The sequence below is a fragment of the Streptomyces sp. NPDC006997 genome (genome assembly GCF_040635175.1).
GTDB lineage: Bacteria > Actinomycetota > Actinomycetes > Streptomycetales > Streptomycetaceae > Streptomyces.
Genome location: NZ_JBEYHH010000002.1, coordinates 58,893 through 79,941, shown reverse-complemented (window position 1 = coordinate 79,941; position 21,049 = coordinate 58,893). Strand labels below are relative to the sequence as shown.

At 69.2% G+C, this 21,049-nt stretch carries 22 protein-coding genes and 1 pseudogene; 9 read left to right on the top strand and 14 right to left on the bottom strand.

The window, feature by feature from the left end:
- Together ABZ659_RS01965 and ABZ659_RS01960 are read left to right on the top strand one after the other, a co-directional pair.
- Positions 1-457 (top strand): annotated as a pseudogene (locus ABZ659_RS01965) (hypothetical protein); the annotation flags it as partial.
- Positions 454-645: a hypothetical protein gene (locus ABZ659_RS01960; RefSeq protein ID WP_360212423.1), complete on the top strand. Its 192-nt coding sequence runs from the start codon at positions 454-456 to the stop codon at positions 643-645. The pseudogene ABZ659_RS01965 and the gene ABZ659_RS01960, both read left to right, overlap by 4 nt.
- Before the next feature lie 459 nt (positions 646-1,104).
- Here the strand turns inward: ABZ659_RS01960 and ltrA are convergent, their stop codons facing one another.
- Positions 1,105-2,901, bottom strand: a complete 1,797-nt coding sequence (gene ltrA, locus ABZ659_RS01955) for a group II intron reverse transcriptase/maturase (protein ID WP_360212421.1) — start codon at positions 2,899-2,901, stop codon at positions 1,105-1,107.
- Positions 2,902-3,791: 890 nt separating this feature from the next.
- On the opposite strand from ltrA, the gene mobC reads away from it, so the two are divergent.
- The 4 genes from mobC to ABZ659_RS01935 all read left to right on the top strand — a co-directional run bounded on the left by mobC (position 3,792) and on the right by ABZ659_RS01935 (position 7,354).
- Positions 3,792-4,187, top strand: a complete 396-nt coding sequence (gene mobC, locus ABZ659_RS01950) for a plasmid mobilization relaxosome protein MobC (RefSeq protein WP_360212419.1) — start codon at positions 3,792-3,794, stop codon at positions 4,185-4,187.
- The gene (locus tag ABZ659_RS01945; protein ID WP_360212417.1) at positions 4,184-5,926 is read left to right on the top strand and encodes a relaxase/mobilization nuclease domain-containing protein; all 1,743 of its coding nucleotides are present in this window, start codon (positions 4,184-4,186) and stop codon (positions 5,924-5,926) included. The genes mobC and ABZ659_RS01945 overlap by 4 nt, the downstream gene beginning before the upstream one ends.
- A gap of 212 nt (positions 5,927-6,138) precedes the next feature.
- Complete coding sequence (locus tag ABZ659_RS01940) at positions 6,139-6,582, top strand: hypothetical protein (RefSeq protein ID WP_360212415.1); 444 nt, start codon at positions 6,139-6,141, stop codon at positions 6,580-6,582.
- A 79-nt stretch (positions 6,583-6,661) separates the two neighbouring features.
- A complete protein-coding gene (locus ABZ659_RS01935) occupies positions 6,662-7,354 on the top strand; it encodes a hypothetical protein (protein ID WP_360212413.1) in 693 nt (230 codons plus the stop codon).
- A gap of 171 nt (positions 7,355-7,525) precedes the next feature.
- Here the strand turns inward: ABZ659_RS01935 and ABZ659_RS01930 are convergent, their stop codons facing one another.
- The 3 genes from ABZ659_RS01930 to ABZ659_RS01920 all read right to left on the bottom strand — a co-directional run bounded on the left by ABZ659_RS01930 (position 7,526) and on the right by ABZ659_RS01920 (position 9,112).
- On the bottom strand, positions 7,526-8,347 hold the full coding sequence (locus tag ABZ659_RS01930) for a DUF317 domain-containing protein (RefSeq protein WP_360212411.1): 822 nt from the start codon (positions 8,345-8,347) through the stop codon (positions 7,526-7,528).
- 15 nt (positions 8,348-8,362) lie between these two features.
- Entirely contained in the window at positions 8,363-8,653 is a 291-nt protein-coding gene (locus ABZ659_RS01925; protein WP_054100434.1) for a hypothetical protein, read from the bottom strand.
- 105 nt (positions 8,654-8,758) lie between these two features.
- Positions 8,759-9,112: a DUF317 domain-containing protein gene (locus ABZ659_RS01920; protein WP_360212409.1), complete on the bottom strand. Its 354-nt coding sequence runs from the start codon at positions 9,110-9,112 to the stop codon at positions 8,759-8,761.
- Between the two features lie 268 nt (positions 9,113-9,380).
- Between ABZ659_RS01920 and ABZ659_RS01915 the strand changes: the two genes are divergently transcribed.
- Positions 9,381-10,703 (top strand): restriction endonuclease, SacI family, encoded by a 1,323-nt coding sequence (locus ABZ659_RS01915; RefSeq protein WP_360212407.1) that lies wholly within the window; start codon positions 9,381-9,383, stop codon positions 10,701-10,703.
- A gap of 118 nt (positions 10,704-10,821) precedes the next feature.
- On the opposite strand, the gene ABZ659_RS01910 is transcribed toward ABZ659_RS01915, so the two are convergent.
- The 5 genes from ABZ659_RS01910 to ABZ659_RS01890 form a co-directional block, all read right to left on the bottom strand.
- Positions 10,822-11,553 (bottom strand): hypothetical protein, encoded by a 732-nt coding sequence (locus tag ABZ659_RS01910; protein ID WP_360212405.1) that lies wholly within the window; start codon positions 11,551-11,553, stop codon positions 10,822-10,824.
- Between the two features lie 162 nt (positions 11,554-11,715).
- Positions 11,716-12,366: an ATP-dependent DNA ligase gene (locus tag ABZ659_RS01905; RefSeq protein ID WP_360212403.1), complete on the bottom strand. Its 651-nt coding sequence runs from the start codon at positions 12,364-12,366 to the stop codon at positions 11,716-11,718.
- 1 nt (position 12,367) lies between these two features.
- The gene (locus ABZ659_RS01900; protein ID WP_360212401.1) at positions 12,368-13,606 is read right to left on the bottom strand and encodes an MFS transporter; all 1,239 of its coding nucleotides are present in this window, start codon (positions 13,604-13,606) and stop codon (positions 12,368-12,370) included.
- A complete protein-coding gene (locus ABZ659_RS01895) occupies positions 13,603-14,994 on the bottom strand; it encodes an NAD(P)-binding domain-containing protein (protein WP_360212399.1) in 1,392 nt (463 codons plus the stop codon). The genes ABZ659_RS01900 and ABZ659_RS01895 overlap by 4 nt, the downstream gene beginning before the upstream one ends.
- 30 nt (positions 14,995-15,024) lie before the next feature.
- Complete coding sequence (locus ABZ659_RS01890; protein WP_360212397.1) at positions 15,025-15,195, bottom strand: hypothetical protein; 171 nt, start codon at positions 15,193-15,195, stop codon at positions 15,025-15,027.
- Between the two features lie 74 nt (positions 15,196-15,269).
- Between ABZ659_RS01890 and ABZ659_RS01885 the strand changes: the two genes are divergently transcribed.
- A complete protein-coding gene (locus tag ABZ659_RS01885) occupies positions 15,270-15,635 on the top strand; it encodes a metalloregulator ArsR/SmtB family transcription factor (RefSeq protein ID WP_360212395.1) in 366 nt (121 codons plus the stop codon).
- Between the two features lie 25 nt (positions 15,636-15,660).
- Here the strand turns inward: ABZ659_RS01885 and ABZ659_RS01880 are convergent, their stop codons facing one another.
- Positions 15,661-15,993: a metalloregulator ArsR/SmtB family transcription factor gene (locus tag ABZ659_RS01880; protein WP_360212393.1), complete on the bottom strand. Its 333-nt coding sequence runs from the start codon at positions 15,991-15,993 to the stop codon at positions 15,661-15,663.
- 46 nt (positions 15,994-16,039) lie between these two features.
- Between ABZ659_RS01880 and ABZ659_RS01875 the strand changes: the two genes are divergently transcribed.
- The gene (locus tag ABZ659_RS01875; protein ID WP_360212391.1) at positions 16,040-17,086 is read left to right on the top strand and encodes an NAD(P)/FAD-dependent oxidoreductase; all 1,047 of its coding nucleotides are present in this window, start codon (positions 16,040-16,042) and stop codon (positions 17,084-17,086) included.
- Here ABZ659_RS01875 and ABZ659_RS01870 read toward each other — a convergent pair.
- The 4 genes from ABZ659_RS01870 to ABZ659_RS01855 all read right to left on the bottom strand — a co-directional run bounded on the left by ABZ659_RS01870 (position 17,070) and on the right by ABZ659_RS01855 (position 21,000).
- Positions 17,070-18,407, bottom strand: coding sequence for a hypothetical protein (locus tag ABZ659_RS01870; RefSeq protein ID WP_360212389.1), 1,338 nt, complete (start codon positions 18,405-18,407; stop codon positions 17,070-17,072). The two genes, ABZ659_RS01875 and ABZ659_RS01870, sit on opposite strands and share 17 nt — an antisense overlap.
- Before the next feature lie 114 nt (positions 18,408-18,521).
- Entirely contained in the window at positions 18,522-19,586 is a 1,065-nt protein-coding gene (locus tag ABZ659_RS01865; protein ID WP_360212387.1) for an ArsO family NAD(P)H-dependent flavin-containing monooxygenase, read from the bottom strand.
- Positions 19,583-20,695 (bottom strand): ACR3 family arsenite efflux transporter, encoded by a 1,113-nt coding sequence (gene arsB / locus ABZ659_RS01860; RefSeq protein WP_360212385.1) that lies wholly within the window; start codon positions 20,693-20,695, stop codon positions 19,583-19,585. The genes ABZ659_RS01865 and arsB overlap by 4 nt, the downstream gene beginning before the upstream one ends.
- Complete coding sequence (locus ABZ659_RS01855; RefSeq protein WP_360212383.1) at positions 20,692-21,000, bottom strand: metalloregulator ArsR/SmtB family transcription factor; 309 nt, start codon at positions 20,998-21,000, stop codon at positions 20,692-20,694. The genes arsB and ABZ659_RS01855 overlap by 4 nt, the downstream gene beginning before the upstream one ends.
- Positions 21,001-21,049: the final 49 nt, after the last annotated feature.

Below are 21,049 nucleotides of genomic sequence, written 5' to 3'. Positions count from 1 at the left end.
CCGAGGACCGACCGCCCCACAGTCCGGGACCGAGACCACCCAGGACCGAGGACCGACCGCCCCACAGTCCGGGACCGACACCACCCAGGACCGAGGACCGACCGCCCCACAGTCCGGGACCGACACCACCCAGGACCGAGGTCACAAGGTCCCGCTTCGCCGGAAGCCGGCCAGGACGACCCGGTCGAAGAACAAGGACCGGCGTGCACGGTCCCGCTCGCAGACGGAGCGCCAGGCACGCGAGCTGGGTGAATCCGAGCGCCAGCTTGTCCGTGAGGTGCGTCCCCATGTGCCGGCTCTGCTCGAACGGGACGGCAACGGCGCGATCACCCGAGTGCAGCTGCGCGAAATCATCCGCCGCCAGGGCCTGACGGGTGTCGGTAACGACCGACTCGGCCTGGTCCTCCAGGAGCTGCGGAACGCGGACATCACGACGACGAGGAGCACCGCCCGATGAAGACCTGCCACCAGTTCAAGACGGTCCGCGCGGAGTACGAGCGCGAGATCAGATTCATGCTCGCTCACTCCGAGCGGCATGCGGGCAGGCCGGCGGCGAAGTCCAGTGCGAAGCAGGCTGCCTCGGCGAAACAGCGGATGGCCCGCGCGCTCAACAGCCACGTCGGGCGCTGCCCCGAATGCGGCTGAACCGGCAGAACCCCAGCTCAAAGCCCGTACTCGTAAAGGTGGCTCGGCTCCACGCCGGGCCACCGCCCCGCTTCGGAGGTACGCCGTGATTCCGCGTCCCCCTCGCTCTTCCGAGCCCAGCACCGCCGAGGCCGATGCCTGGGCGGACGTCTTGGTCCGCCGGCAACTCCTCCACACCGTCGTCCTCACGCCGACCGGGCAGTGGCTCGTCCAGGACCGTCCCAACAGACCGGTCCGCGTCCTTGCCAGCCCAGCCGATGTCCTCGCGCTGGCCGCAACCATCCAGCAACGCACCCGCTCTACGAGGCCCGAATCCCGATGACGAACGCTTCCAAGAACAGCACCACCCCGGAACCTGCATTCGACTCCAGCTCGGTCTCGGGACGGTCGGGTAGCCGGAGCCCATCTCTGGGCCCCGGCCCCCTCAGAACCGGACGTGCGCCTTTCAACGCATCCGGCTCAAGCAAGCCGCGAGGGCTCCGCTGGACGGTAACTTACGTTCCGATCTCCGTCGTTTGCATGATACGAACGGTGACAATCGGCATGAACAAGGCGGAGGTTGGTCCGTCTATCAGTGCCGCCGCTGCTGCGGTAGACGAAGTGGTGCTTGTTCAGCATCTTCTTCGTCGCTGCGAACCATTCAATCCATTCCCGCAGATTGTCCGGCTCGTATTCCGCACCTTCGATCAGCGCCCGCCCGCAGAGCGGGCACAGACCCTTCTGCCGGGCCGCCAGGATCAGACTCGTCTTGTCCATCGGCGGTGGCGCTGTGTCGCGGCGTCGCGCCTTCCAATACTCCGCCAGGGACGGGTCATCCGGGGATGCCGCCCCCTTGACGGTGATATGCATGGAACAGCGCGTCCAGGCGAACTTCTGAATGTAGGCGCCGCTCGCGCGGTCACCGAACACCCAGTTGTCCCGTCTGGTCTTGTTGAACCTGCCGAAGAAGTGGCGCTTGATCCACAGCCCCGAACGATTCTCGTGACCGCGTTTCACCCACTTGTAGAGCAGCTTGAACATATAGGAGTCCATCGCGCAGAACACGCGGAAGGACGCCACGCTCCGGTAGTACGCCGTCCAGCCCCGGACAACCGGGTTGAACTTCGCGATGACCGCTTGGGCAGGTGCGCCCCGAAGGGCCCGCATGTCCGTTCGCAGCCGCTTCCGCAGCGCGTTACAAGCCGCCTTACTCGGCCTGATGTTCAGCCTGTCGCCGTGTCGCTGGATCGTGAAACCCAGAAAGTCGAATCCCTCATCGAGATGCACGACCTTCGTCTTTGCCTCATTGAAGCGCAGACCACGCGGCGCAAGCCAAGCACTCAGATCCTCCTTGACCCGATATGCCTCCTCCTTCGAGTGGCAAAGCACTACGAAGTCGTCGGCATAGCGGACCAATACGGGCACACCGGCGGACGCGTGATGAACGCGCGTGTGATACCCGTCGGCGCGGAATCCCGCTGCCTGTTCCATCCCGTGCAGCGCAATGTTCAGCAGCAAGGGGCTGATGACGCCGCCTTGTGGAGTGCCCTCCACACTGGGCGCCCATCGCCCCGCATCCATCACTCCCGCCCGCAGCCAGCCCCGGACCAGGTCCCTGGCGGGGAACTGCCCGAGCATGGCGGTCAGGTGATCGTGACTGATGCGGTCGAAGGCCCCTTCCAGATCCGCATCCAACGCCCAACGTCGCTTCGCCCTAGGACCGCGCGCCGTCTGACGGATGGAGGCGATGGCATCCTGGCAGCTGCGGCCGGGCCGAAATCCATAGGATCGCGACTCGAACCGCGCCTCCCACTCCGGTTCCAGCGCGTTCTTCACGCGTGCCTGGAGCACCCGGTCACGGATGACCGGAATGCCGAGTGGGCGCTGCTTGCCATTGGCCTTGGGGATGTAGACCCGCTTGACCGGCTGGGCCCTCCACGGGGATGGCGATCGGTGGCACTCGGCCGCCAATCGCGCCCTCGCCGCTGGGGTGAGGGCTGTTTCCCCGTCGATGCCCGCCGTCTTGCGGCCCTGGCTCTGCTGGGTCACCCGCTTCACGCTCACCAGCGTGTTGCTGTGGCTTCTCAGCATGAGTTTCTGCAAGTTGCGGACCTTCTTCAGGTCCCCGTCCTGCGTTGCCTTGAAGATCCGCTGCCTCAGCCGCCGTACGTCGCGCTCACATCTGGCCCAGTGGATTCCGTGCCAGTCGGAGGCTCCGTCCTCGGGTCCGTTCCCCTCGGGCGGGCGAGTCGCGGCCGCGACCCTCATGGTGCTCATGTCCGCCTCCGGTATCTAACTTGTCCGTCGGTTCCGGTCGCTTCGCTTTGGTGCTCCAAAGGCTCACCTGGTCCACGTGGGCGCCCTTTCGGGCCGGGCCCCGAGGCCCGTATCCGGCGGGTTATGGCGGGTGGCGGGCGGAGAATGCCGCCAGTCCGGTTTCCCCTGGCCTTTCGGCCCACCGGCATTCGCTTCTTGGACCATCCTGTTCCTGCTGGGGAGTTGAGCCTTCCTTACGGTCGGCTTACCGGAACTACTTCTGGTACACCGGAAGTAGCCGGACCCCGTCAGGGTTTCCATGTTCCGCATTTCGAAGGTGCGACTGGGGTGGGCGCCCCCTCTACCCCGTGGCCGGCGGTGTCTCACTTCCGTTGTTGCTTGCACCGGAAGCCGCTGGCGCCTTGCAGCGCCGGGCCCTGCCCCGCTGAGAGCAAGCCATCCGCGGGGGTTCCATATACCGAGGCATTAACCAGGGGTTCACACGTGTTCGCCCGTCCAGTCTTCCCCTCGCCTGTGGCCTCTCGATGGCCGAGATGCCCTTGGGCTTGAACGCTCAGCTTCACACCCCGCCGTTACCAGCGACGCATGTGAGCGCGGGGACGAAAATCGAGACACTAATTCGGAGGAAACCCTTGTCTGAACCTCTCCACGAGAATCACCTCACTTCGGAAAATGCGGCCTCACGTCGCACAGCAAGTTATCGCAAGAGCATTGCTCCCGAGGGGAGCAATGCTCTTGCGTTCCCCGCCCCTGGAGTGGCGGGAGCGGAACGGCACCGGGGGGCGCCGATCCGTGAGGATGCGACCGAGGGCGGCTCGCATCCCGAGGGGCAGGACCAGCACGCCTGCCACAGTGCGCACTGCACGCACACCGCCCCTTCAAAGCCGCATGTGCAACAGCGTGAGCGCCTGCGCGACGAGAACAAGCGCATGCGCCAGCCCAGCTGCCGCATGAACGACGACGAGTACCAACTCCTAGCTCGTGCAGCCGCCGTGTGCCACATGAGCGTCGCCAGTTTCCTCGCCCACGCCGCTCTCAAAGCCGCCCACAATCTCGACCGTACGGCGGCAGAAATCGCCGCCGAACGAGAAGTCCACAACGAGCTCTTCGCTGTGCGCCGGCACCTCGGCCACATCGGCAACAACGTCAACCAGGTAGCTAAGGCCGCCAACTCCGGTGCCGACGTCCCCTACGCCGAAGCCGTACTCGGCGCCGTCCAGCGCGCCACCCAGCGCGTGGACGCCTTCATCCAGCACTACCTCGAAACCGAAAGGCGAACCGGTTGATCCCTCGCGTCCACAAGCGTGGCTCGAACACGTTTGGCCTGCTCATCTACCTCTACGGCAAAGGGACCCATGAGGAGCACGTCGATCCGCATCTCGTGGCGGCATGGGACAGCTTCGCTCCCGACCCCGGTCGCGATCCTCAAGCTACGAAGAGACAGTTGCAGCAGCTCCTGGACCAGCCCGTCCAGACGCTCGCGGAGTCGCGCCGCCCGGCCAAGCACGTCTGGCACCTATCCGTCCGGGCCGCACCCGACGACCCGGTTCTCTCCGACGAGCAATGGGGGGAGATCGCCCGACGCATGGTCGCCGCGACCGGCATCGCTCCGGCCGCCGACGAGGCGGGATGCCGCTGGGCGGCCGTGCGCCACGCCGACGACCACATCCACATCATCGCCACGCTCGTCCGCGAAGACGGCCGGCGCCCCCGACTCAACAACGACGCCAAGCGATCCCAGGCCGAAGCCCGCCTGATCGAAGCCGAGTACGGGCTCAAGCAGCTCAGCACCGGGGACGGGACCGCAGCGCAACGACCGACCAGCGCCGAGCGCCACAAGGCCCAGCGCCAGGGCCGCGAGCGCACCGCCCGCGAGGAGCTGCGGGAATCCGTGCGGCGTGCGGTGGCCGGCGCGAGAAGCGACGAGGAGTTCTTCGACCGCCTCGCCGCCGCCGGCCTCCTGATCCGCAAGCGCGCCGCGCCCTCCGGTGACCTGCTCGGATACAAGGTCGCCCTGCCCGACGACCTGAACAAGGACGGCGAGCCGGTGTTCTACCCCGGCGCGCGCCTCGCTCCTGACCTGTCCTTGCCTCGCATCCGCGAGCGGTGGTCCGGTGATGCGCAGGATGTCCCTGCGGCCCGGCGAGAGGAAGCGATTCGTACGGGGGCGGGCAGTCCGGCCTCCGCGCGCCGCGGCACGGCATCGGCCGTGTGGCAGGCCGTGCTCGTCGTCGACCACGGCGAGGACGGGGTCGCCGCCGCCCACATCGCCGCGGTCGGCGAGGTCCTGGACGCCCTCGCGAAGACGTCTGCCGCTCACACCCGTCGCGAACTGCACGACGCTGCAACGGCCTTCGAACGGGCCTCGCGCTCTCACGTCCGCGCCGTACGCGGGCACGATCGAGCCCTGCGGCAGGCCGCCCGCGACCTCGTCCAGGGCGGCCCGGCCCTCGGTCGCGGTGAGGACGGAGCCACCACGGCGATGGCGATCGACATGCTGTTCTTCCTGATCATCGCCACCGCGCACTGGCACGCCCGGAAGGGCCACGCCCAGCAGGCCGAGGCCGCCACCCGAGCTGCCGAACACCTGCGCACCGCTTACCAGGCCGCCTCGGCCCAGCCGCTCGGTGTGCTCTATCAGCGTGGTCGGCGTCTGAGCCGGCCGGTGCTCCAGCGGCAGACCGCGCTGCTGCGCGAGGCGCTGCCGGAGCTGGCCGAGCAGATCCTCGCCGAACCCGGCTGGTACGCCCTGGCCGCGACCATCACGGAAGCCGAAGCCGCCGGCCACAACCCGGCCGCCCTCCTGTCCGACGTTGCCGCCCGGCGGGAACTGGGCACCGCGGACTCCGTCAGCGACGTGCTCGTGTGGCGGATGCGGCGGACAGCCGACCTGCCCGCCGATGCATCGCAGCTTCCCGAGACCAGCACCGCAGTGAACCGGTCCGCGACGCGCAGGGCGACGACCAGGCCCTCCGCGCCCGGCAGGCGGCGCAGCGGAGAGGAGTCACCGCGTCAAGCCCGATAAGTACACCAGACGGCACGCAGGCTCCCCGGATCGCCGTTGTGCCGTACCGAGACATGCGTCGTGGCCTCCTCGTCACCCGGGCAGCCGAGAGGCCCCACCCATGCTGACCTGGCCGAAGGGACTGTGGACGTTGTGAATTGAAACCGCCGAGGGCGTGGGGCACGATCATGAAACGCGCAGGACGAGGTGCCGAGGTAGAGGAGGACGCCAGGGTGTTTCACCGGATACGCCGCAGGGCGAAGGGGCCGAGCGAAGCTCAGAAACGGTTCGCCGAGCTGCACGCGCAGATGCAGGGACAGGTCCCGCCCGGCATCGGAGTGCCAGCGCCCGAGCCGCAGCCCGCCGAGCCGACCGCCATCGTGGACGACTTCCTCCCGCCGGAGCTGCGGGTGCCGAGCCACGACCAGGTCGAGGGCAAGGTGATGCCGTGGAAGCAGCCCCTGGTCCTCGACGGCGAGATGGCCACGTGCGCCGAGTGCGGCGCGTACCGGGACTGGCTCATCCTCTCCACCCGCGGTGAGATCTGGCTGCGCTGCAGGGCCGGACACCAGCAGCTGGAGACGCGCATCGACACCGCCTGGTACAACCGGCACTCCGGGCCGGCGGACGCGACGCACGCCACGTTCGAGGACTGCCTGCGCCACCTCGGGCACTGACCACCACTCCTACGACCCCACCGGGCCCGCGGGCCCGCACTGACCACCCGTCGCCTAGCACCAAGGGGTCAGTTCCGTCATGCGCGTTCGCGTCGCCGCCACCGCACTCGGCATCACCGCCGCCCTCCTCGCCGTGCCCGCCTGCTCCACCGACACCCCCGGGTCCAAGCACCGGACCGCCTCCTCCCGTACGGGAAAGCCGACCGAGGTCGCCCAGGAGCCGGCCGCGCTCTCCTCGGCCGCGCTCGAGTCCCGCCTGCTTGACCCGCGCGACCTCGGCAGCGGCTACCTTCCCCAGCCGGAGCGTCCGGCCCAGCACGATGACGTCACCGTCCTCGGCTGCCCGGCCCTGAGCGAGCTGGGCGGTGACGCGGCGGCTGGCAGCACACTCGCCTTCCCGCACAAGGCGAAGGCGGACTTCACCTACGGCTACAGCTCCTCGGAGATCTCCGAGGAGCTGTACAGCGACAGCGTGAAGAAGCTCTCCGACGGCACCGGCCGGATCTTCGATGCCATGACAGGCTGCCCGGCCTATCAGGTCGTCGCCGGTGGCACCCAGGTCGATGTGACCTCGCAGAAGCTGCCCGCGCCCAGCGTCGGCGGTGATGAGCAGTGGAGCCTGCTTCTGACGTACATCGCCGGGGGCCGGAGCACCGTGGTCAAGCAGACCGCGATCCGCGACGGCAGCCTGCTGCTGGTCCTCTCCGGCTCCCCGGCCCTCGTCGACCGCCACCTCGACAAGGCCCTCGCCAAGGCCACGGCAACGAGCTGACCTGCGCGCGCGTCACGCTGCTGCCTCCGACCGTCGCGGTCGGGGGCAGCAGTGCGTTATGGGCTAAGCACTAACGACCCGACCGGCCACTTCGCCCGGGAAACAAGAAAGTCCGGCACCCCCAACTGGGAGGATGCCGGACTGCGATCGTCGAGAGTCATGCGCGGGACGTTAGATGGCCGGCGCGCGCAGGAGGCGCTCCTGGGTGGCCTCGGGCAGGACCCGCCGCAGGACCGGTGCGGTCGAGCTGAGGGAGGCGGCGAAGGCGGCGACGAGATCGTGCGGGACGCTGGCGGCGAACGAGGCCACCCACAGAAGCGGGGCGCCGAGTACGGGCTCGGCCCACGCCTGCCATCCGGCCGGTGCCGTCTCGTCGTCCTCGGCGGACAGGGCCCGTAGATCGCCGTCCTGGATGAGGGGCGGCACCTCCCCCAGGCTGATGTGCGAGGTGAACGTCGGGTCCATCGCCGCCGCCTGGGGTTGGTCGATGTCGCGGAACCAGCCGTGGGCGGCGACAGCGTCAAGGACCAGCTCGGGTCCGGCGAGCGCCGAGGCAGGCTGGTTGCTTGCGTCGAGCGCGACGAGGAAGTCGACCACCGCCTCGCCGGGGACGTCACGGGTGAAGTAGGCCGACCACTGGGCGAGCGGGCTGCTCGCCTCGGCTCGGGCGGAGATCTGCCAGGCGATCGGCAGCCCGCCCAGGTGGAACGGCTCGTCCGCCAGCCCCCACTGGGCCCAGCGCAAGGCGTCGGGGCTGATGTGCAGGACGGTGCTGCGCAGGACCTGGCGGTCCTCCGGTTCCTCGTCCGGCTCGTGCCGTCCGCGGACGATCGTCAGGCTCGTCCACCCCAGGCCGGCGAGCGCGTCGGCGACGACGTCGTAGAGGCGTCCATCGTCACCGGCTAGGTGCCGAGGGCCGACCCAGAACGCGGGCTGGCCGCCGCGCGGGGCGGACGGGTCGGGCGGAAGGTCGGGGTACAGGGACGCCTCCAAGGGCTCGGTGCGTGTCTAGTTGCCGCCGGCACGGCGGCGAGGGCGGCGCGGGGGCGCCTGGACGGGGCCCTGCCACGTCAGGGCGATGGCGACCTCCGGCGGAAGGTGGCCGAGCTGTGCGTCCTCGTCCCGCCCTTCGGCGAGGTAGACAACGGTCCGGCCGGTCTCGTCGACCGACTGCAGGACCTGCGCCAAGCGGTGCGCCATCGGGAAGAACGGGTTCATGGCCTGGCGGACCGGAGCGCTCCGGTCGCAGCCGGACAACAGATCGATGAGATCGCCGACGGTCATCTCCGGGGACGTCACGGACAGCCTCCTGGGGTTCGAGGGAAACGGGGGCGGTGGAGCCGGGCCGGCCTACGGCACCGCCAGCGCTCATAGGACGGGCGCTATGTATCGGTGGCCGCGCTGTCAGAGGCGGCGTGAGGTCTGCAGCACCCTCGCCACGGTGGCGGCGACAATGTCGGCTGGCGTCTCGGTGTCGAACGACATGTGGTAGCCGCGGACCTGAGCGGTGCCGGTGACAGCGAACTTCCACCCCTCGCCGTCCGTGCCGGGTCGGCCGTGCGGAAACCAACCGAGGTAGAACCGGCCGTCCTTGGAGCTGACGTGCACGTCCGCGCGATCATCAACGATCAGGTGGAAGTCCTCGGCCGAGAACTGGTCCAGGACCAGAGTCGGCTGACCGGGGCCGAGCTGCCACTCCCGCAGTCGCAGGGCCTCGACAGTGGTGGAGAAACCGGGGCCCGCAGGGGCTACGGTCACGAGCAATCACCTCTCTGACCTGGGGTTTCTTGCAAGGTCGTCTACGTTGACATGCTCTCGCGCCCGTTGGCCAGTCTTTCCCGGAACATTCCTGTCTGCCCCCGGCGAACTGCCGTCCATCGATAGCAAAGCCACCGGGCGGCGACGGTCTTCGGCACCACCAGTGCGATGCGGCCCGATGCTGGCAGATGGATAACATGGCCCGCGGGATTCGGTAGCGTCGAACCCAACGCTTGAAGGATTAGGACTGATCGACCCGGGGGAAAAGATGGCAGTCAGGTTCGACCCGCATATCGCCCGCCAGACATTGGACGAGGCGTTTAGGCAAGCGATGGAAGCAACTTCGCTACCAGAGGCGTGGCTGCACCTTTCGCGCTCACTGCGCCAGGAAGAAGCGCCACGCACTTACACCCCCGCGCTGGGTACCGCACTCCTCGCTCGAACACTCGACGAGACCGTTGACCCTCGCTCTATCAAGCAGCAGACACACAATGCTCGATCCTATTCGGCTCGAACCCTATGCCACCGCGTACTTGTACCCGCTTCCGTGGAACTCGGTTTCGACCTGCACACCACAGGAAGGGAACCTTTCAACAACCAGCCCTTTTTCCGCTGCGACCATTGGGACGAGATACCCCGACCTGAAGCGGAAAAGGGGACGCATTTCGACAGGGTCGATAAGGCGCTGAGACTTCTCGATCGGCAAGACCCGCAGGAATGCAAGTTGGCACTTATGGCCTTCCTGAAAGTCTGCTCCGAGCATTCAGAGTACGACAAGAAGCCGAAATTTACTGCCCGCCATATGGCTGGCGTGCGCAAAAATTACGCGTGCGATCCCATCCCTATAGATGGCGGCCAAGCTCAGCTTTTCAGGGCGAGAGACAAGTCCACGGGATCCGTGGTAGCCCTGAAGAAGCTCCGCACACCGCTAGAGCGCCGCGTCGCCAGAATGAGGCGGGAGATTGAAGTCGGACTGTTCCTGAGCGGTCATCCTCATGCCATGCCCATTCTGGACCACGCGCCAGATCATAGCTGGTTCGTCATGCCGTTTGCGCAGGGAACGGCCCTGGACTACCGTGATGACCTACGGAACGACGACGCGCTGACCCTTCTCCTGCAATCCGTATGTTCGGCCCTTGAGGTAGCACACGAAAAAGGCTATGTGCACCGTGACATCAAACCGGCCAACATTCTTCTGCTGGACGGCCGGTGGGTGGTTGCTGACTGGGGCATTGTTAGGCGTCCCCGAGGGATGACGACCGACCCTCAGAGGACGAGGATGGGTGTAGCTTTGGGATCGGCTGGGTTTGCCGCCCCCGAACTGGAAGACGACGCTCACAGCGCGGGGCCGCAGGCCGACATATACAGCCTGGGCCAATTCGTCGGGTGGGCAATCACAGGAAAGCGCCCCCGCGCGAATATTCCCCTCCTACCGGAGAGCGGCGCATGGCGTGCGGTCGTAGAGACCGCCACGAGAGACGACCCCGCCATGCGGCCCGAGTCCGTCACCGAGTTCCTCGAAATCGTCACCCGCGAAACACAAGTTCCCATTAGGTCGACTTCTGGTTCTCGTGTTCCAGCAGCCGAGTAATCCTGCGGGCTGCGACCACGCGTTTACCCACTGAGCGGATGCCAGCCGTCGCGGCTGCCCGCGGATCGAGAGGGGCGCTGGGTTAGCAGGCAGCTCGCCTCACGCGCTGGCGGGCTGGTCAGGAAGCGCCCGCCCGCCAGGAACCACCGAGTTCGGCAAGATGCCTGCGCAATGCGCCGCGCTGCTCCTCAAGATCCTGCGAGGCGGGAGACAGAAGATAGACGTTGTCCCGGTAGGGACGGAAACCCAGGCTCTCCCACCCCTGGGCGATTTTGGCGTTCACGCGGTCCCACTCGGCTCTGGCCGTCAGCCGATGGCTGCTGAGATCGGTGATGCCGGGCGAACAGGCTACGGCCCGGCAGCCGGCCATGAGCCGGGTGATCACCTCGCAGGCAAGCACGGCCGCCAGGCCGTGCCCGCGCCATGGCGGATCCAGCGTCACGCGATTCATGACGAGCAGCGCTGAGCCGACGTACTCCAACTGTTCGCTGACTTCGTCGGCGAAAGAACCCGTCTCGGGATCAAGGAGGACCTGCGCGGTCTCGTACAGTTCCTCCGACTCCTCCTCCATGGCCCAGTAGGCGTTGCGGCCCCGGTCGAGGTGCACCCGGTAGAACGTCATGGAGCCGACGACTACGTCCTCGACCGTGCACGAGGAGCAATCAGCAGTCGTACACCCGCTGGAGCTGACCGGCTCGTGATGTTCACCATGAGCGCGTCGGCGGTGCAGGACGGCCACGTTCCAGCACTCCAGCGTGTCCGCCTGGGGAGTGTCCCAGAGTCCGTCGTCGTAGGAGATGCGCAGGTGTAGCTCGGAGGGGTCGCCTGGCAGCGGGGAGGGCTCGGTCACGGCCGCAGCGTAACGAGGTGTCCGCGCGTTCGTGGATAACGGAGCCCCAGCTCAGAGGTGGCGTGCCCACACCCACGCCGAAGCGAGCGGTTCGTGCGCTGGGACCCGCGGTCCTTCGCCGAGCTGAAGGCCAGCTATTCCTCCCGATTCGTCCGCGGCAGCTCACCGCACGCGCGTCACGGTGACCACGGCATGCCTCGTCGTCCCCGCCAGCACCTCGACGAGCAGTCCGGACTCCGCCGCCGTGAACGACTCGCCCCCAGCCGCCCGACCTCGCGCGGCCGGAGCAACGGCCACCAGCGCCGCCGCGACCTGCGCGGCCAGCTGCGCCCCGAGCCGCTGAGACAATGCAACACGGCCGTCTGGCAACCGCACCGCCAGCGCCCGCGGCCGACCCGCCACCCCCGTGAACCCCACCACCTCCGCGTCGATCGTCTCCGCGTGTCTGACCTTCTTCCACGACGACGACCGACCCGCCCGGTACGGCGACCGCCCCGACTTCGCCACCACCCCCTCCACACCGGAGCCGGTCAGCGTCTCGTACCAAACCCGGGCGACCTCCACGTCTTCCGTCGCCGACACTGCCTGAATTGGCGACCCCTCCGGCAGCCCGGCCACCATGTCCAGCATCAAGGCGCGCCGCTCCTCATACGGACGCCCCCTCACGTCCCCGGTGGGCAACGACAAAACGTCCCACACGGAAGCGCGCAGGTTCGCGGATTCCTGGAGGGGGCAACCGCTGAACCCGCCCGTCGTCGCTGGGTTGAGCGCGGGGACGAGGGCGGGTTCGGCTGTGCCGGGGATGACGCGCAAGTCAAAACGGCGGGAGGCGGCGGCGTACGGCGGCGGTGCCTGTCCACGGTGCGATGAGCGCGGCGGCCACGGAGACGAGGGCCAGAAGGAAGAACAGCGGCTCGTACCCGCCGAGTGGCACGGCCAGGGCGGCGCCGGCGAACGGTGCAAGGGCTGCCGCTGTGGTGGCCGGTGCCGCGAGGAGTCCGGAGAGTCGGCCGTAGTGCGTGGCGCCCCAGCGGTCGGTGATGCCGGTGGCCTGGAGCAGGGTGAGGTTGCCGCGGACCATGCCAGCCACGATCGCCAGGGCGATAAGCAGGCCGTACGGGCCGGGCGCGACGGCGAAGGCGGCGGTGGTCAGCCCGCCGAGCGCGATCAAGAGCGTGGTGCGGGTCGTGGCGGTGGTGCGGCGTACGAGGGCGGCGTACAGGGTGCGGCCGAGGGTCTGGCCGGCGCCGCCGATGCCGAGGGCCCAGGCGGCCTGGCCGGTGGTGTACCCGCGCTCCAACAGGAGCGGGACGAGCGCGACGACGACGGCGTACATCGCGAAGCCGGACAGGGTGAAGGCGGCGGCGAGCAGAAGGAACGGCCGGCTGCGCCCGACGCCTTCAGCGCCTTCGGCCTTGTGTGCGGGGCTGGTGGGGGCGTCGGGCCAGGGTGCGCGCAGGGCCAGGGCGTGGGTGGGGATGGTGACGGCGGCGAGGATGGCGGCGAGCACGAGGTAGGTGTGGCGCCAGGACAGGTGGTCTGCGAGGGCCGCGGTCAGGGGTGCGAAGACGGTGGAGGCGAGTCCGCCGGCGAGGGTGACGATCGTCAGCGCGCGCACGTGGTCGGGGGCCCACCAGCGGGTGAGGGCGGCGAAGGCGGGCTGGTAGAAGGTGGATGCCATCGCGAGTCCGGCCAGCGCCCAACCAGAGATGAAGACCAGGATGTTCGGGGCCGCAGCCACGATCAGCAGGCTGATGACACCGAGCATGGAGCCGACGGTCATGACGGCGCGGGGGCCGCGCTGGTCGAGGATGCGGCCAACACGGATTCCAGCGAGGGCGGAGACGACGAGAGCGAGGGAGAACGCCGCGGTGGTCGCCCCGGCCGCCCAGCCGGTCGCGGCGGTGATCTCGGGGTTGAGGACGGGGAAGGCGTAGTAGACGATGCCCCAGCTCACGATCTGCGTGGCGCAGAGGGCGGGCAGGGCGGCGCGGGGTCGCGACCGGTCCCCTGTTCCGGTCGCGGCCCCGTCGCGGGTACTGAGGTCGGTCACGAGCCGCAGCAGCCGCCCGCGGGGGCCTGCTCGGCCGCCGCCGCGACCGTGGCGGGGGCGCCGAGCTGGACGAGTTGCGGCACGGGTGCGCAGCAGCCGCCGTCGGCCTCAGCGGCGTCGGGGGCGTCGAACAGGCCAGCGCCGCCGCAGACTCCGGTCTCGGGCAGGGTGAGTTCCACGCGGTCGGCGGAGTCGAAGTCGCCGGCGATGGCGGCGGCGACGGAGCGGACCTGCTCGTAGCCGGTCATGGCGAGGAAGGTCGGTGCGCGGCCGTAGGACTTCATTCCGACCAGGTACACGCCCTGTTCGGGGTGGGAGAGCTCGCGGTGGCCGTGCGGGTAGACGGTGCCGCAGGAGTGCTGGTTGGGGTCGATCAGCGGCGCGAGCTCGACCGGTGCCTGGAGGCGCTCGTCGAGGCCCAGGCGCAGCTCGTCGAGGAAGGACAGGTCGGGGCGGAAGCCGGTCAGCACGATGACCTCGTCGACCGGGTCAAGGCGGCGGCCGTCCTCGCCGACCAGGACCAGGCGGCCGTCGTCCGACCGCTCGATCGCCTCGGTGCGGAAGCCGGTGACGGCGTCCGCGTGGCCCTCGTCGACGGCGGCCTTCGCCGCCAGACCCAGGGCGCCGCGCGCGGGGAGCTGGTCGGCCTCGCCGCCGCCGAAGGTGGAGCCGGAGATGCCCCGGCGCAGGATCCACACGCCCTTCGTGCCCGCGCCATCGTCGGCCTTGGCGAGGTCGGCGAGGTAGGCGAGCGCGGTGAAGGCGGAGGCGCCGGAGCCGATGACGGCGGTGCGCTTGCCCGCGTACCGGGCGCGGACAGCGGGGTGCTTCAGGTCCGGGACGCGGTAGGTGATCCGGTCCGCGGCGGCCTTCTCGCCGAGCGCGGCAAGGCCGCTGCCGCCGGCCGGTGACGGCGTGGCCCAGGTGCCGGAGGCGTCGATGACGGCGCGGGCGAAGAGGCGCTTCTCGCGGCCGTCGGCATAAGCGACGTGGACGACGAAGGGCTGGGTCGCGCGGTCGGCGTCCACGATCCGGTCCCGGCCGGTGCGGGAGACGCCGGTGACGGTGGCGCCGGTGCGGACGCGGTCGCCGAGGACGTCGGCGAGCGGCTGCAGATACAGGTCGGCCCAGTCGCCGCCGGAGGGGTAGGTGGCCGGGTCGGGGCGGGTCCATCCGGTGGGAGCCAGGAGCTTCTCGGCGGCCGGGTCGACGACTTCACCCCAGGTGGAGAACAGGCGCACGTGGCTCCACTCGCGCACCGCGGAGGCGGCGGTCGGCCCCGCTTCCAGGACCAGGGGCTCGATGCCGCGCTCGACGAGGTGGGCGGCAGCGGCCAGGCCCGCGGGGCCGGCTCCGATGACGACGACGGGGAGCTGCTGGGTGCTCATGATGCTCGGTCTCCTTGAGGGCGAAAGGGGTCAGCGCGCGTGGGTGAGGGCGGTCAACTGGTTGTGCTGGCGGCGCTCGGCCGCTCGGGTAGCGCTGTCGCTGACCTGGGCGCAGCTGTCGCAGAAGCTGACGCCGGCCAGGTGGCGGGCGGTGCGGCGGGCCCGGGCCGCGGTGAGCACGGTACGGAAGACGGTGGTCACGACGACTCCTTGTTTCGATGCCTGTCGATACCTCGGAGCTTGCCACCCGTATCGACGAGTGTCAACATAGACGTATGTCGAAGTCAGAGGTTGTGGAGTTGCCCGTCCTGCAGGGCGGCGATGCGGTGCCGTGCTGCCCGCCGATCACGGCGGGGGAGCTGTCCCCGGCGGATGCGGAGAGGATGGCCGCGATGTTCAAGGCTCTGTCGGATCCGGTGCGTTTGCGGCTGTTCTCCAAGGTCGCCTCGCATCCGGGCGGGGAGGCGTGTGTCTGCGACATCGCCGACGTCGGTGTCTCCCAGCCGACCGTCTCCCATCATCTGAAGAAGCTGCGCGAGGCCGGCCTGCTGACCTCCGAGCGGCGCGGGACCTGGGTCTACTACCAGGTCGCTCCGTCTGTGGTGGCGGCCATGTCCGCCATGCTCGACCTGCGCGCCTGACCGCTGGCCCAGGGCGGGCGTGCTGTCAGTCGCCGCATCCGGGTGGGCAGCAGCGCAGCAGGTACTCCTTGAGCGCGTCCAGGCGGCTCGCCATGGTGGCGCCGTCGGCGCGGTAGAAGACCTGCTTGCCCTCCTTTCGGGAGAGGACCAGGCCGCCGCGGCGCAGCAGGCTCAGATGCTCGGATGCGGTGGAAGGCCCCAGGCCACATCGCTCGGCGATCTCTCCGACGGTCAGTTCGCGCCCGCCTGCGAACTGCTGCATGACCAGCTGGCGCGTCTCGCTCGCCAGGGCCTTGAGGAAGTCGACCGTCGTCGGGTCGACCCCCTCGCCGTTCGCCGCCTCTGCTTCTTGCCTCATATTTCGTCACTTCCCGAAACAACGACATTTAGAGAGGAAGGTTCTCATGGAGAATCACGCCGACCTCATCGTCATCGGTGCTGGCCAGTCCGGTCTGGCCACCGCCGCCCTCGCCCCGCGCCATGGCTTCGCCCGCACCCTGGTCCTGGAGGCCGCCGAGCAGGCCGGCGGGTCCTGGCCGCGTTACTACGACAGCCTCACCCTGTTCTCCCCCGCCCGGTACTCCTCGCTGCCCGGCATGCGCTTCCCAGGCGACGGCGACCGCTACCCGACCAGGGACGAGGTGGTCGACTACCTGCGCACCTACGCCCGCAGGCTCGACGCAGAGATCCGCACCTCCACCACGGTCACTTCGGTGCTGCCTCGCGACGGCGCCTGGGCGGTGCGCACACAGGACAGTGCCGAGTTCACGGCGCGTACGGTCGTGGCAGCGTCCGGCGCCTTCCGCAGCCCGCACATGCCGGACGTGCCGGGGAGCGCTGAGTTCGCGGGGCAGTTGCTGCACGCCGCCGACTACCGCAGCCCCGAGCCCTTCACCGGCCGGCGTGTTGTGGTCGTGGGCGGCGGCAACTCCGCCGTGCAGATCGCCGCCGAACTCGGCGCGGTCACCGTGACGACGCTGGCCAGCCGCCGGCCGATCGGCTGGATGAAGCAGCGCCCGCTGGGCCGGGACGTCCACTGGTGGTTCAAGCACACCCGCTTCGACACCGCCCCGCTGAGCCGGCTGCTGGAGAAGATGCCGGTGTCCGTCCTCGACGACGGCCGCTACCGCACGGCTCTGGACACCCACGGCGTCGAACGGCGCGAGATGTTCACCTGTCTCACCGCGGACGGTGTCGTATGGGCCGACGGCACCAAGGAACTGGTCGACGCCGTCATCTGGGCCACCGGATACCGCCTCACCTATCCCTACCTGAACGGCAGCGGCGCCCTGGTCGCCGACGGCCGGCCCTGGCACCGCGGTGGCATCGCCACCGTCCCCGGGCTCGGGTTCGTCGGCATCGAGTTCCAGCGCAGCTTCTCCTCCAACACCCTGCGCGGCGTCGGCCGCGACGCCGCGCACGTCCTGTCCCGGCTCAGCCGCTCACGCTGACGTCAGCGTTCTCGGTCGCGCGGTTCCACTCCTCGCTGTAGACCTGGATCTCTTCCTCGGACAGGTCCAGGTCGCCGTGGACCCGCACCGCGCTGGTGTCCCACGGCCGCACCCCGTCGCGGCGCGGAGTGAGCAGGACCCCGAGCGTGGAGGACTCCTCGGCCCGGCCGGTACGCTCGGCGACCTCGTGGTGGCGCAGCTGCACGTACGCGGAGAAGGCGGCCTCGATGATGGGGTCGAAGCGGGTGGCCGCGCCCACGATGAGCTGGCGGGTACCGTCCTCCTCGACCAGGCGCCGAAAGCGCCACTTGCAGTGTTCCTCGGGTACTTCAGGCACGTCACGGAGCATGTCCAGCAGCAGGTGCCCCCACTCGGCTCGGGCCGGCACCGGCAGCCGGTCGAAGTCGGACAGCACCGTGAAGCGGTCGCCCTCGGCCACCGAGTCGCGCAGGAGGCTGGTGGCCACGTCTTCAAGCATGATGCGGATCATGAGGTGGGCGTGGGTGCCATCCGAGCCGGCCGGTGCCTGCGGCAGCCGCGGTGTGGAGAACAGCGTGCCACCCGGACCGACCAGTTCGGTGTCGATGTCCTTGGGCGGCGCGGCGGCATCCGCGGCGGCCAGCTCGTAGAAGCGGACCGGCTCCTCACCCAGCGGTACGGGCTCTTCGTCAGCTGCCCGGAAGAGGTAGTCGAGTACGGCGGTGGTGGAGCGCAGCTGGTCGAACAGGAAGTCCCAGTCGCGGCGGGTCAGTGCGATGGCAGGCATCCCGATCGGCTCCCAGGTGACCTGGGTGCCCTCCGGGACCTGGGGGTGATCCAGCAGGAACACCGCGACCCACTCGTATGCGTTGCCGTCGACCTGCAGCGTCCGGCCCCGGCCGTTGGCCATGTCGGCGGGCAGCATGCGCAGCTGCCGCACGGTGCCCTTGGCCTGGCTCATCGCCTTGGCCGCCACCTTCTGGATCCAGGCGACCTCCTGGGAATCCGGCTTGGGCTTGATCGTGCGCGCCTTGACCTGCACCACCGCGCCTCGCCGGCCAGCCAGCAGCAACCGATCGCCCAGCTCCCGGCGCCCCGAACCCTTGGTGGCATGTTCGGCCTGCTGGAAGACGAAGTCCGGCATGCCCCACGCAGCTGCGGCGGTATGAGCGGCGGCCTCGGCGCCGGAGCCATGGTCGACGCCGGACGGCAGGGGCAGCGCCGGAGGTATCCGCCGCACGTAGGGCCCGTTGGGGGTCTCCACGATGAGGGTGAACGCACTGGGGTCGTCGTCCTGGACGTAGCGCCACAGCTGAGAGGGAGAGGAAGTCGGGTCGGTCATGGCGCCCATTAGACGCCGCGCAACCCGGCTGGCGCGGCGGATTTACCGCCCGGCTGGGTGCGACAGCAGGCCCAGCAGATGCTCTCTGCTAGCCGTGCAGACCAGGTCGCCGGGTCAGGCGTTCAGCTGGCGAGCGATCTGGAGGGCGGTCTCGCGGGCAGGGCGGCCCACGCCGATGAGGGTGGCGGAGGCCGGGCCGGTCCAGTCGCCGTAGCCGAGCAGGTGCAAACGCGGCTCGTTCAGCGCGCGCGTGCCGTCGGTCGCGATGTGCCCGCGCGTGCCTCGGAGCTGGAGCGGGGCGAGGTGGGACAGGGCAGGGCGGAAGCCAGTGCACCAGATGACCGCATCCGCCTCAGCGCGGGTGCCGTCGTCCCACCCGACACCGTCGGCGGTGAGCCGGGCGAACATCGGCTTCACGTGCAGGAGTCCGGCGTCGCGGGCAGCGCGTACGGGCGGCACGGCGACGATGTCGCCGAGCGAGGCCACCCCGCCGGTGTCGTCGCGGCCTTCTTCGAGGGCGCGGCGGCGTGCGGTGGCAACGTCGAACAGGGCGCGGCCGTCGATGTCGTCCGGCAGGAACCGCGGCGGGCGCTGGGTCACCCACGTGACGTTGACCTGGCCGTCCAGGGCGAGGTCGGCGGCGATCTGCGCGCCGGAGTTCCCGCCGCCGACCACGAACACGTGCTGACCCGTGAAGTCGGCCGGAGAGCGGTAGTTCACCGTGTGCAGCTGCCGCCCGGTGAACACCTCGCGGCCGGGGACCGCGGGCAGGAACGGCCGCGACCAGCTGCCCGTAGCGCTGATCACCGCGCGGGCCCGCCAGACGCCGGCATCCGCCTCGACCAGGAGCCGGCCTGCGTCGCGGCGTACGGCGTCGACGCGGGTGCCGCGCTGAACGGGCAGGTCGTAGCGCTTCTCGTAGTCCGTGAGGTAGTCGACCACGTGCCCGGCATCCGGGTACGTCTCGCGCGCCTGGGCGGGCATGAGCCGGCCTGGCAGCGAGGAGTACTGGGCCGGGGAGAACAGGTGCAGCGAGTCCCACATGTGCTGCCAGGACCCACCCGGTGCCGCATCGGCGTCCAGGATCACGAAGTCGAGGCCCTGACGGCGCAGGTGGTAGCCGGCGGCCAGCCCAGCCTGGCCGCCGCCGACCACCACCACATCCGTGCGCTGCGTCACGGGGCTGTCGTCACCGTGCCGGCGGCGAACTTCCTTCGCCAGGCGAGCGCGACGTAGACCAGGCCGATCAGCACCGGGACCTCGATGAGCGGTCCGACCACGCCCGAGAGGGCCTGGCCGGAGGTGACGCCGAAGGTGGCGATGGCGACCGCGATGGCCAGCTCGAAGTTGTTGCCCGCGGCCGTGAAGGCGAGGGTCGTGGTGCGGTCGTAGGCGAGCCCAAGGCCCTTGCCGAGGAGGAAGGTGCCGAAGAACATGACCGCGAAGTAGACCAGCAGCGGCAGCGCGATCCGGGCGACGTCCAGCGGCTGGGAAGTGATCGTCTTTCCCTGGAGGGCGAAGAGGATGACGATCGTGAACAGCAGTCCGTACAGCGCCCACGGCCCGATCTTGGGCAGGAAGCGCTGTTCGTAGCCCTCGCGGCCCATCTTCTGCTCACCGATCCGGCGGGTCAGGAAGCCGGCCAGCAGCGGGACGCCGAGGAAGATGACCACGTTCAGGGCGATCTCCCACATCGAGATGTCCAGGTGCTCGCCGTCGCCGAGGCCGATCCAGCCGGGCAGCAGGTCGAGGTAGAACCAGCCCAGCAGGCCGAACGCGATGACCTGGAACACGGAGTTGAGGGCCACCAGCACGGCCGCGGCCTCGCGGTCGCCGCAGGCGAGGTCGTTCCAGATGATGACCATGGCGATGCAGCGGGCGAGCCCGACGATGATCAGGCCGGTGCGGTACTCGGGCAGGTCCGGCAGGAAGATCCACGCCAGGGCGAACATGACCGCGGGTCCGAGGATCCAGTTGATGACCAGGGAGGAGATCATCAGCTTGCGGTCACCGGTGACGGCGTCCAGCTTGTCGTAGCGGACCTTGGCCAGGACCGGGTACATCATGATCAGCAGGCCGAGCGCGATCGGCAGGGAGATTCCGCCGATCTCCACCTTCGCCAGCGTGTCGTTCAGTCCGGGGATCAGGCGGCCGAGCCCGAGGCCGACGGCCATGGCGATGAGGATCCACACCGCCAGGTAGCGGTCGAGGGTGGAGAGCTTCTTGACGATCGAGTCGTCCCCACCGCCGGCCGGAGCGGGGGCGGTGGTGGGCTCGGTGGAGGTCACGGGCAGGCCCTCTTGTTCTCGGCGGCGGTACGGGCGGAGGCGGCCAGGTCGGCGAACTGCTCGGACAGGCCGGCCAGGACCTCGGGCTTGAGCTTGTAGTAGGTGTAGCGGCCGCAGGGCTCGGTCTCCACGATCCCGGCTTCCCGCAGCACCTTCATGTGGTTGGACAGGTTGGTCTGCTTGGCTCCGGTCTCCTCGACCAGGTGGGTCGTACAGAGCGTCTCGCGCGCCAGCAGGGTGACGATCCGGAGGCGGAGCGGATCACCCAGCACCCGGATCACGTCAGGATCGACTGAAGTCAGCATGCACTGATATTTTCACATCACCACTCACTGATACCAGCGGGGGCTGAAG

Excerpts from the sequence above, each read along its gene's own strand:
- ABZ659_RS01960 (WP_360212423.1), top strand. The coding sequence starts at position 454 with ATGAAGACCTGCCACCAGTTCAAGACGGTCCGCGCGGAGTACGAGCGC.
- ltrA (WP_360212421.1), bottom strand. The coding sequence starts at position 2,901 with ATGAGCACCATGAGGGTCGCGGCCGCGACTCGCCCGCCCGAGGGGAAC.
- ABZ659_RS01935 (WP_360212413.1), top strand. The coding sequence starts at position 6,662 with ATGCGCGTTCGCGTCGCCGCCACCGCACTCGGCATCACCGCCGCCCTC.
- ABZ659_RS01915 (WP_360212407.1), top strand. The coding sequence starts at position 9,381 with ATGGCAGTCAGGTTCGACCCGCATATCGCCCGCCAGACATTGGACGAG.
- ABZ659_RS01895 (WP_360212399.1), bottom strand. The coding sequence starts at position 14,994 with ATGAGCACCCAGCAGCTCCCCGTCGTCGTCATCGGAGCCGGCCCCGCG.
- ABZ659_RS01885 (WP_360212395.1), top strand. The coding sequence starts at position 15,270 with ATGTCGAAGTCAGAGGTTGTGGAGTTGCCCGTCCTGCAGGGCGGCGAT.
- ABZ659_RS01880 (WP_360212393.1), bottom strand. The coding sequence starts at position 15,993 with ATGAGGCAAGAAGCAGAGGCGGCGAACGGCGAGGGGGTCGACCCGACG.
- ABZ659_RS01875 (WP_360212391.1), top strand. The coding sequence starts at position 16,040 with ATGGAGAATCACGCCGACCTCATCGTCATCGGTGCTGGCCAGTCCGGT.
- ABZ659_RS01870 (WP_360212389.1), bottom strand. The coding sequence starts at position 18,407 with ATGACCGACCCGACTTCCTCTCCCTCTCAGCTGTGGCGCTACGTCCAG.
- ABZ659_RS01855 (WP_360212383.1), bottom strand. The coding sequence starts at position 21,000 with ATGCTGACTTCAGTCGATCCTGACGTGATCCGGGTGCTGGGTGATCCG.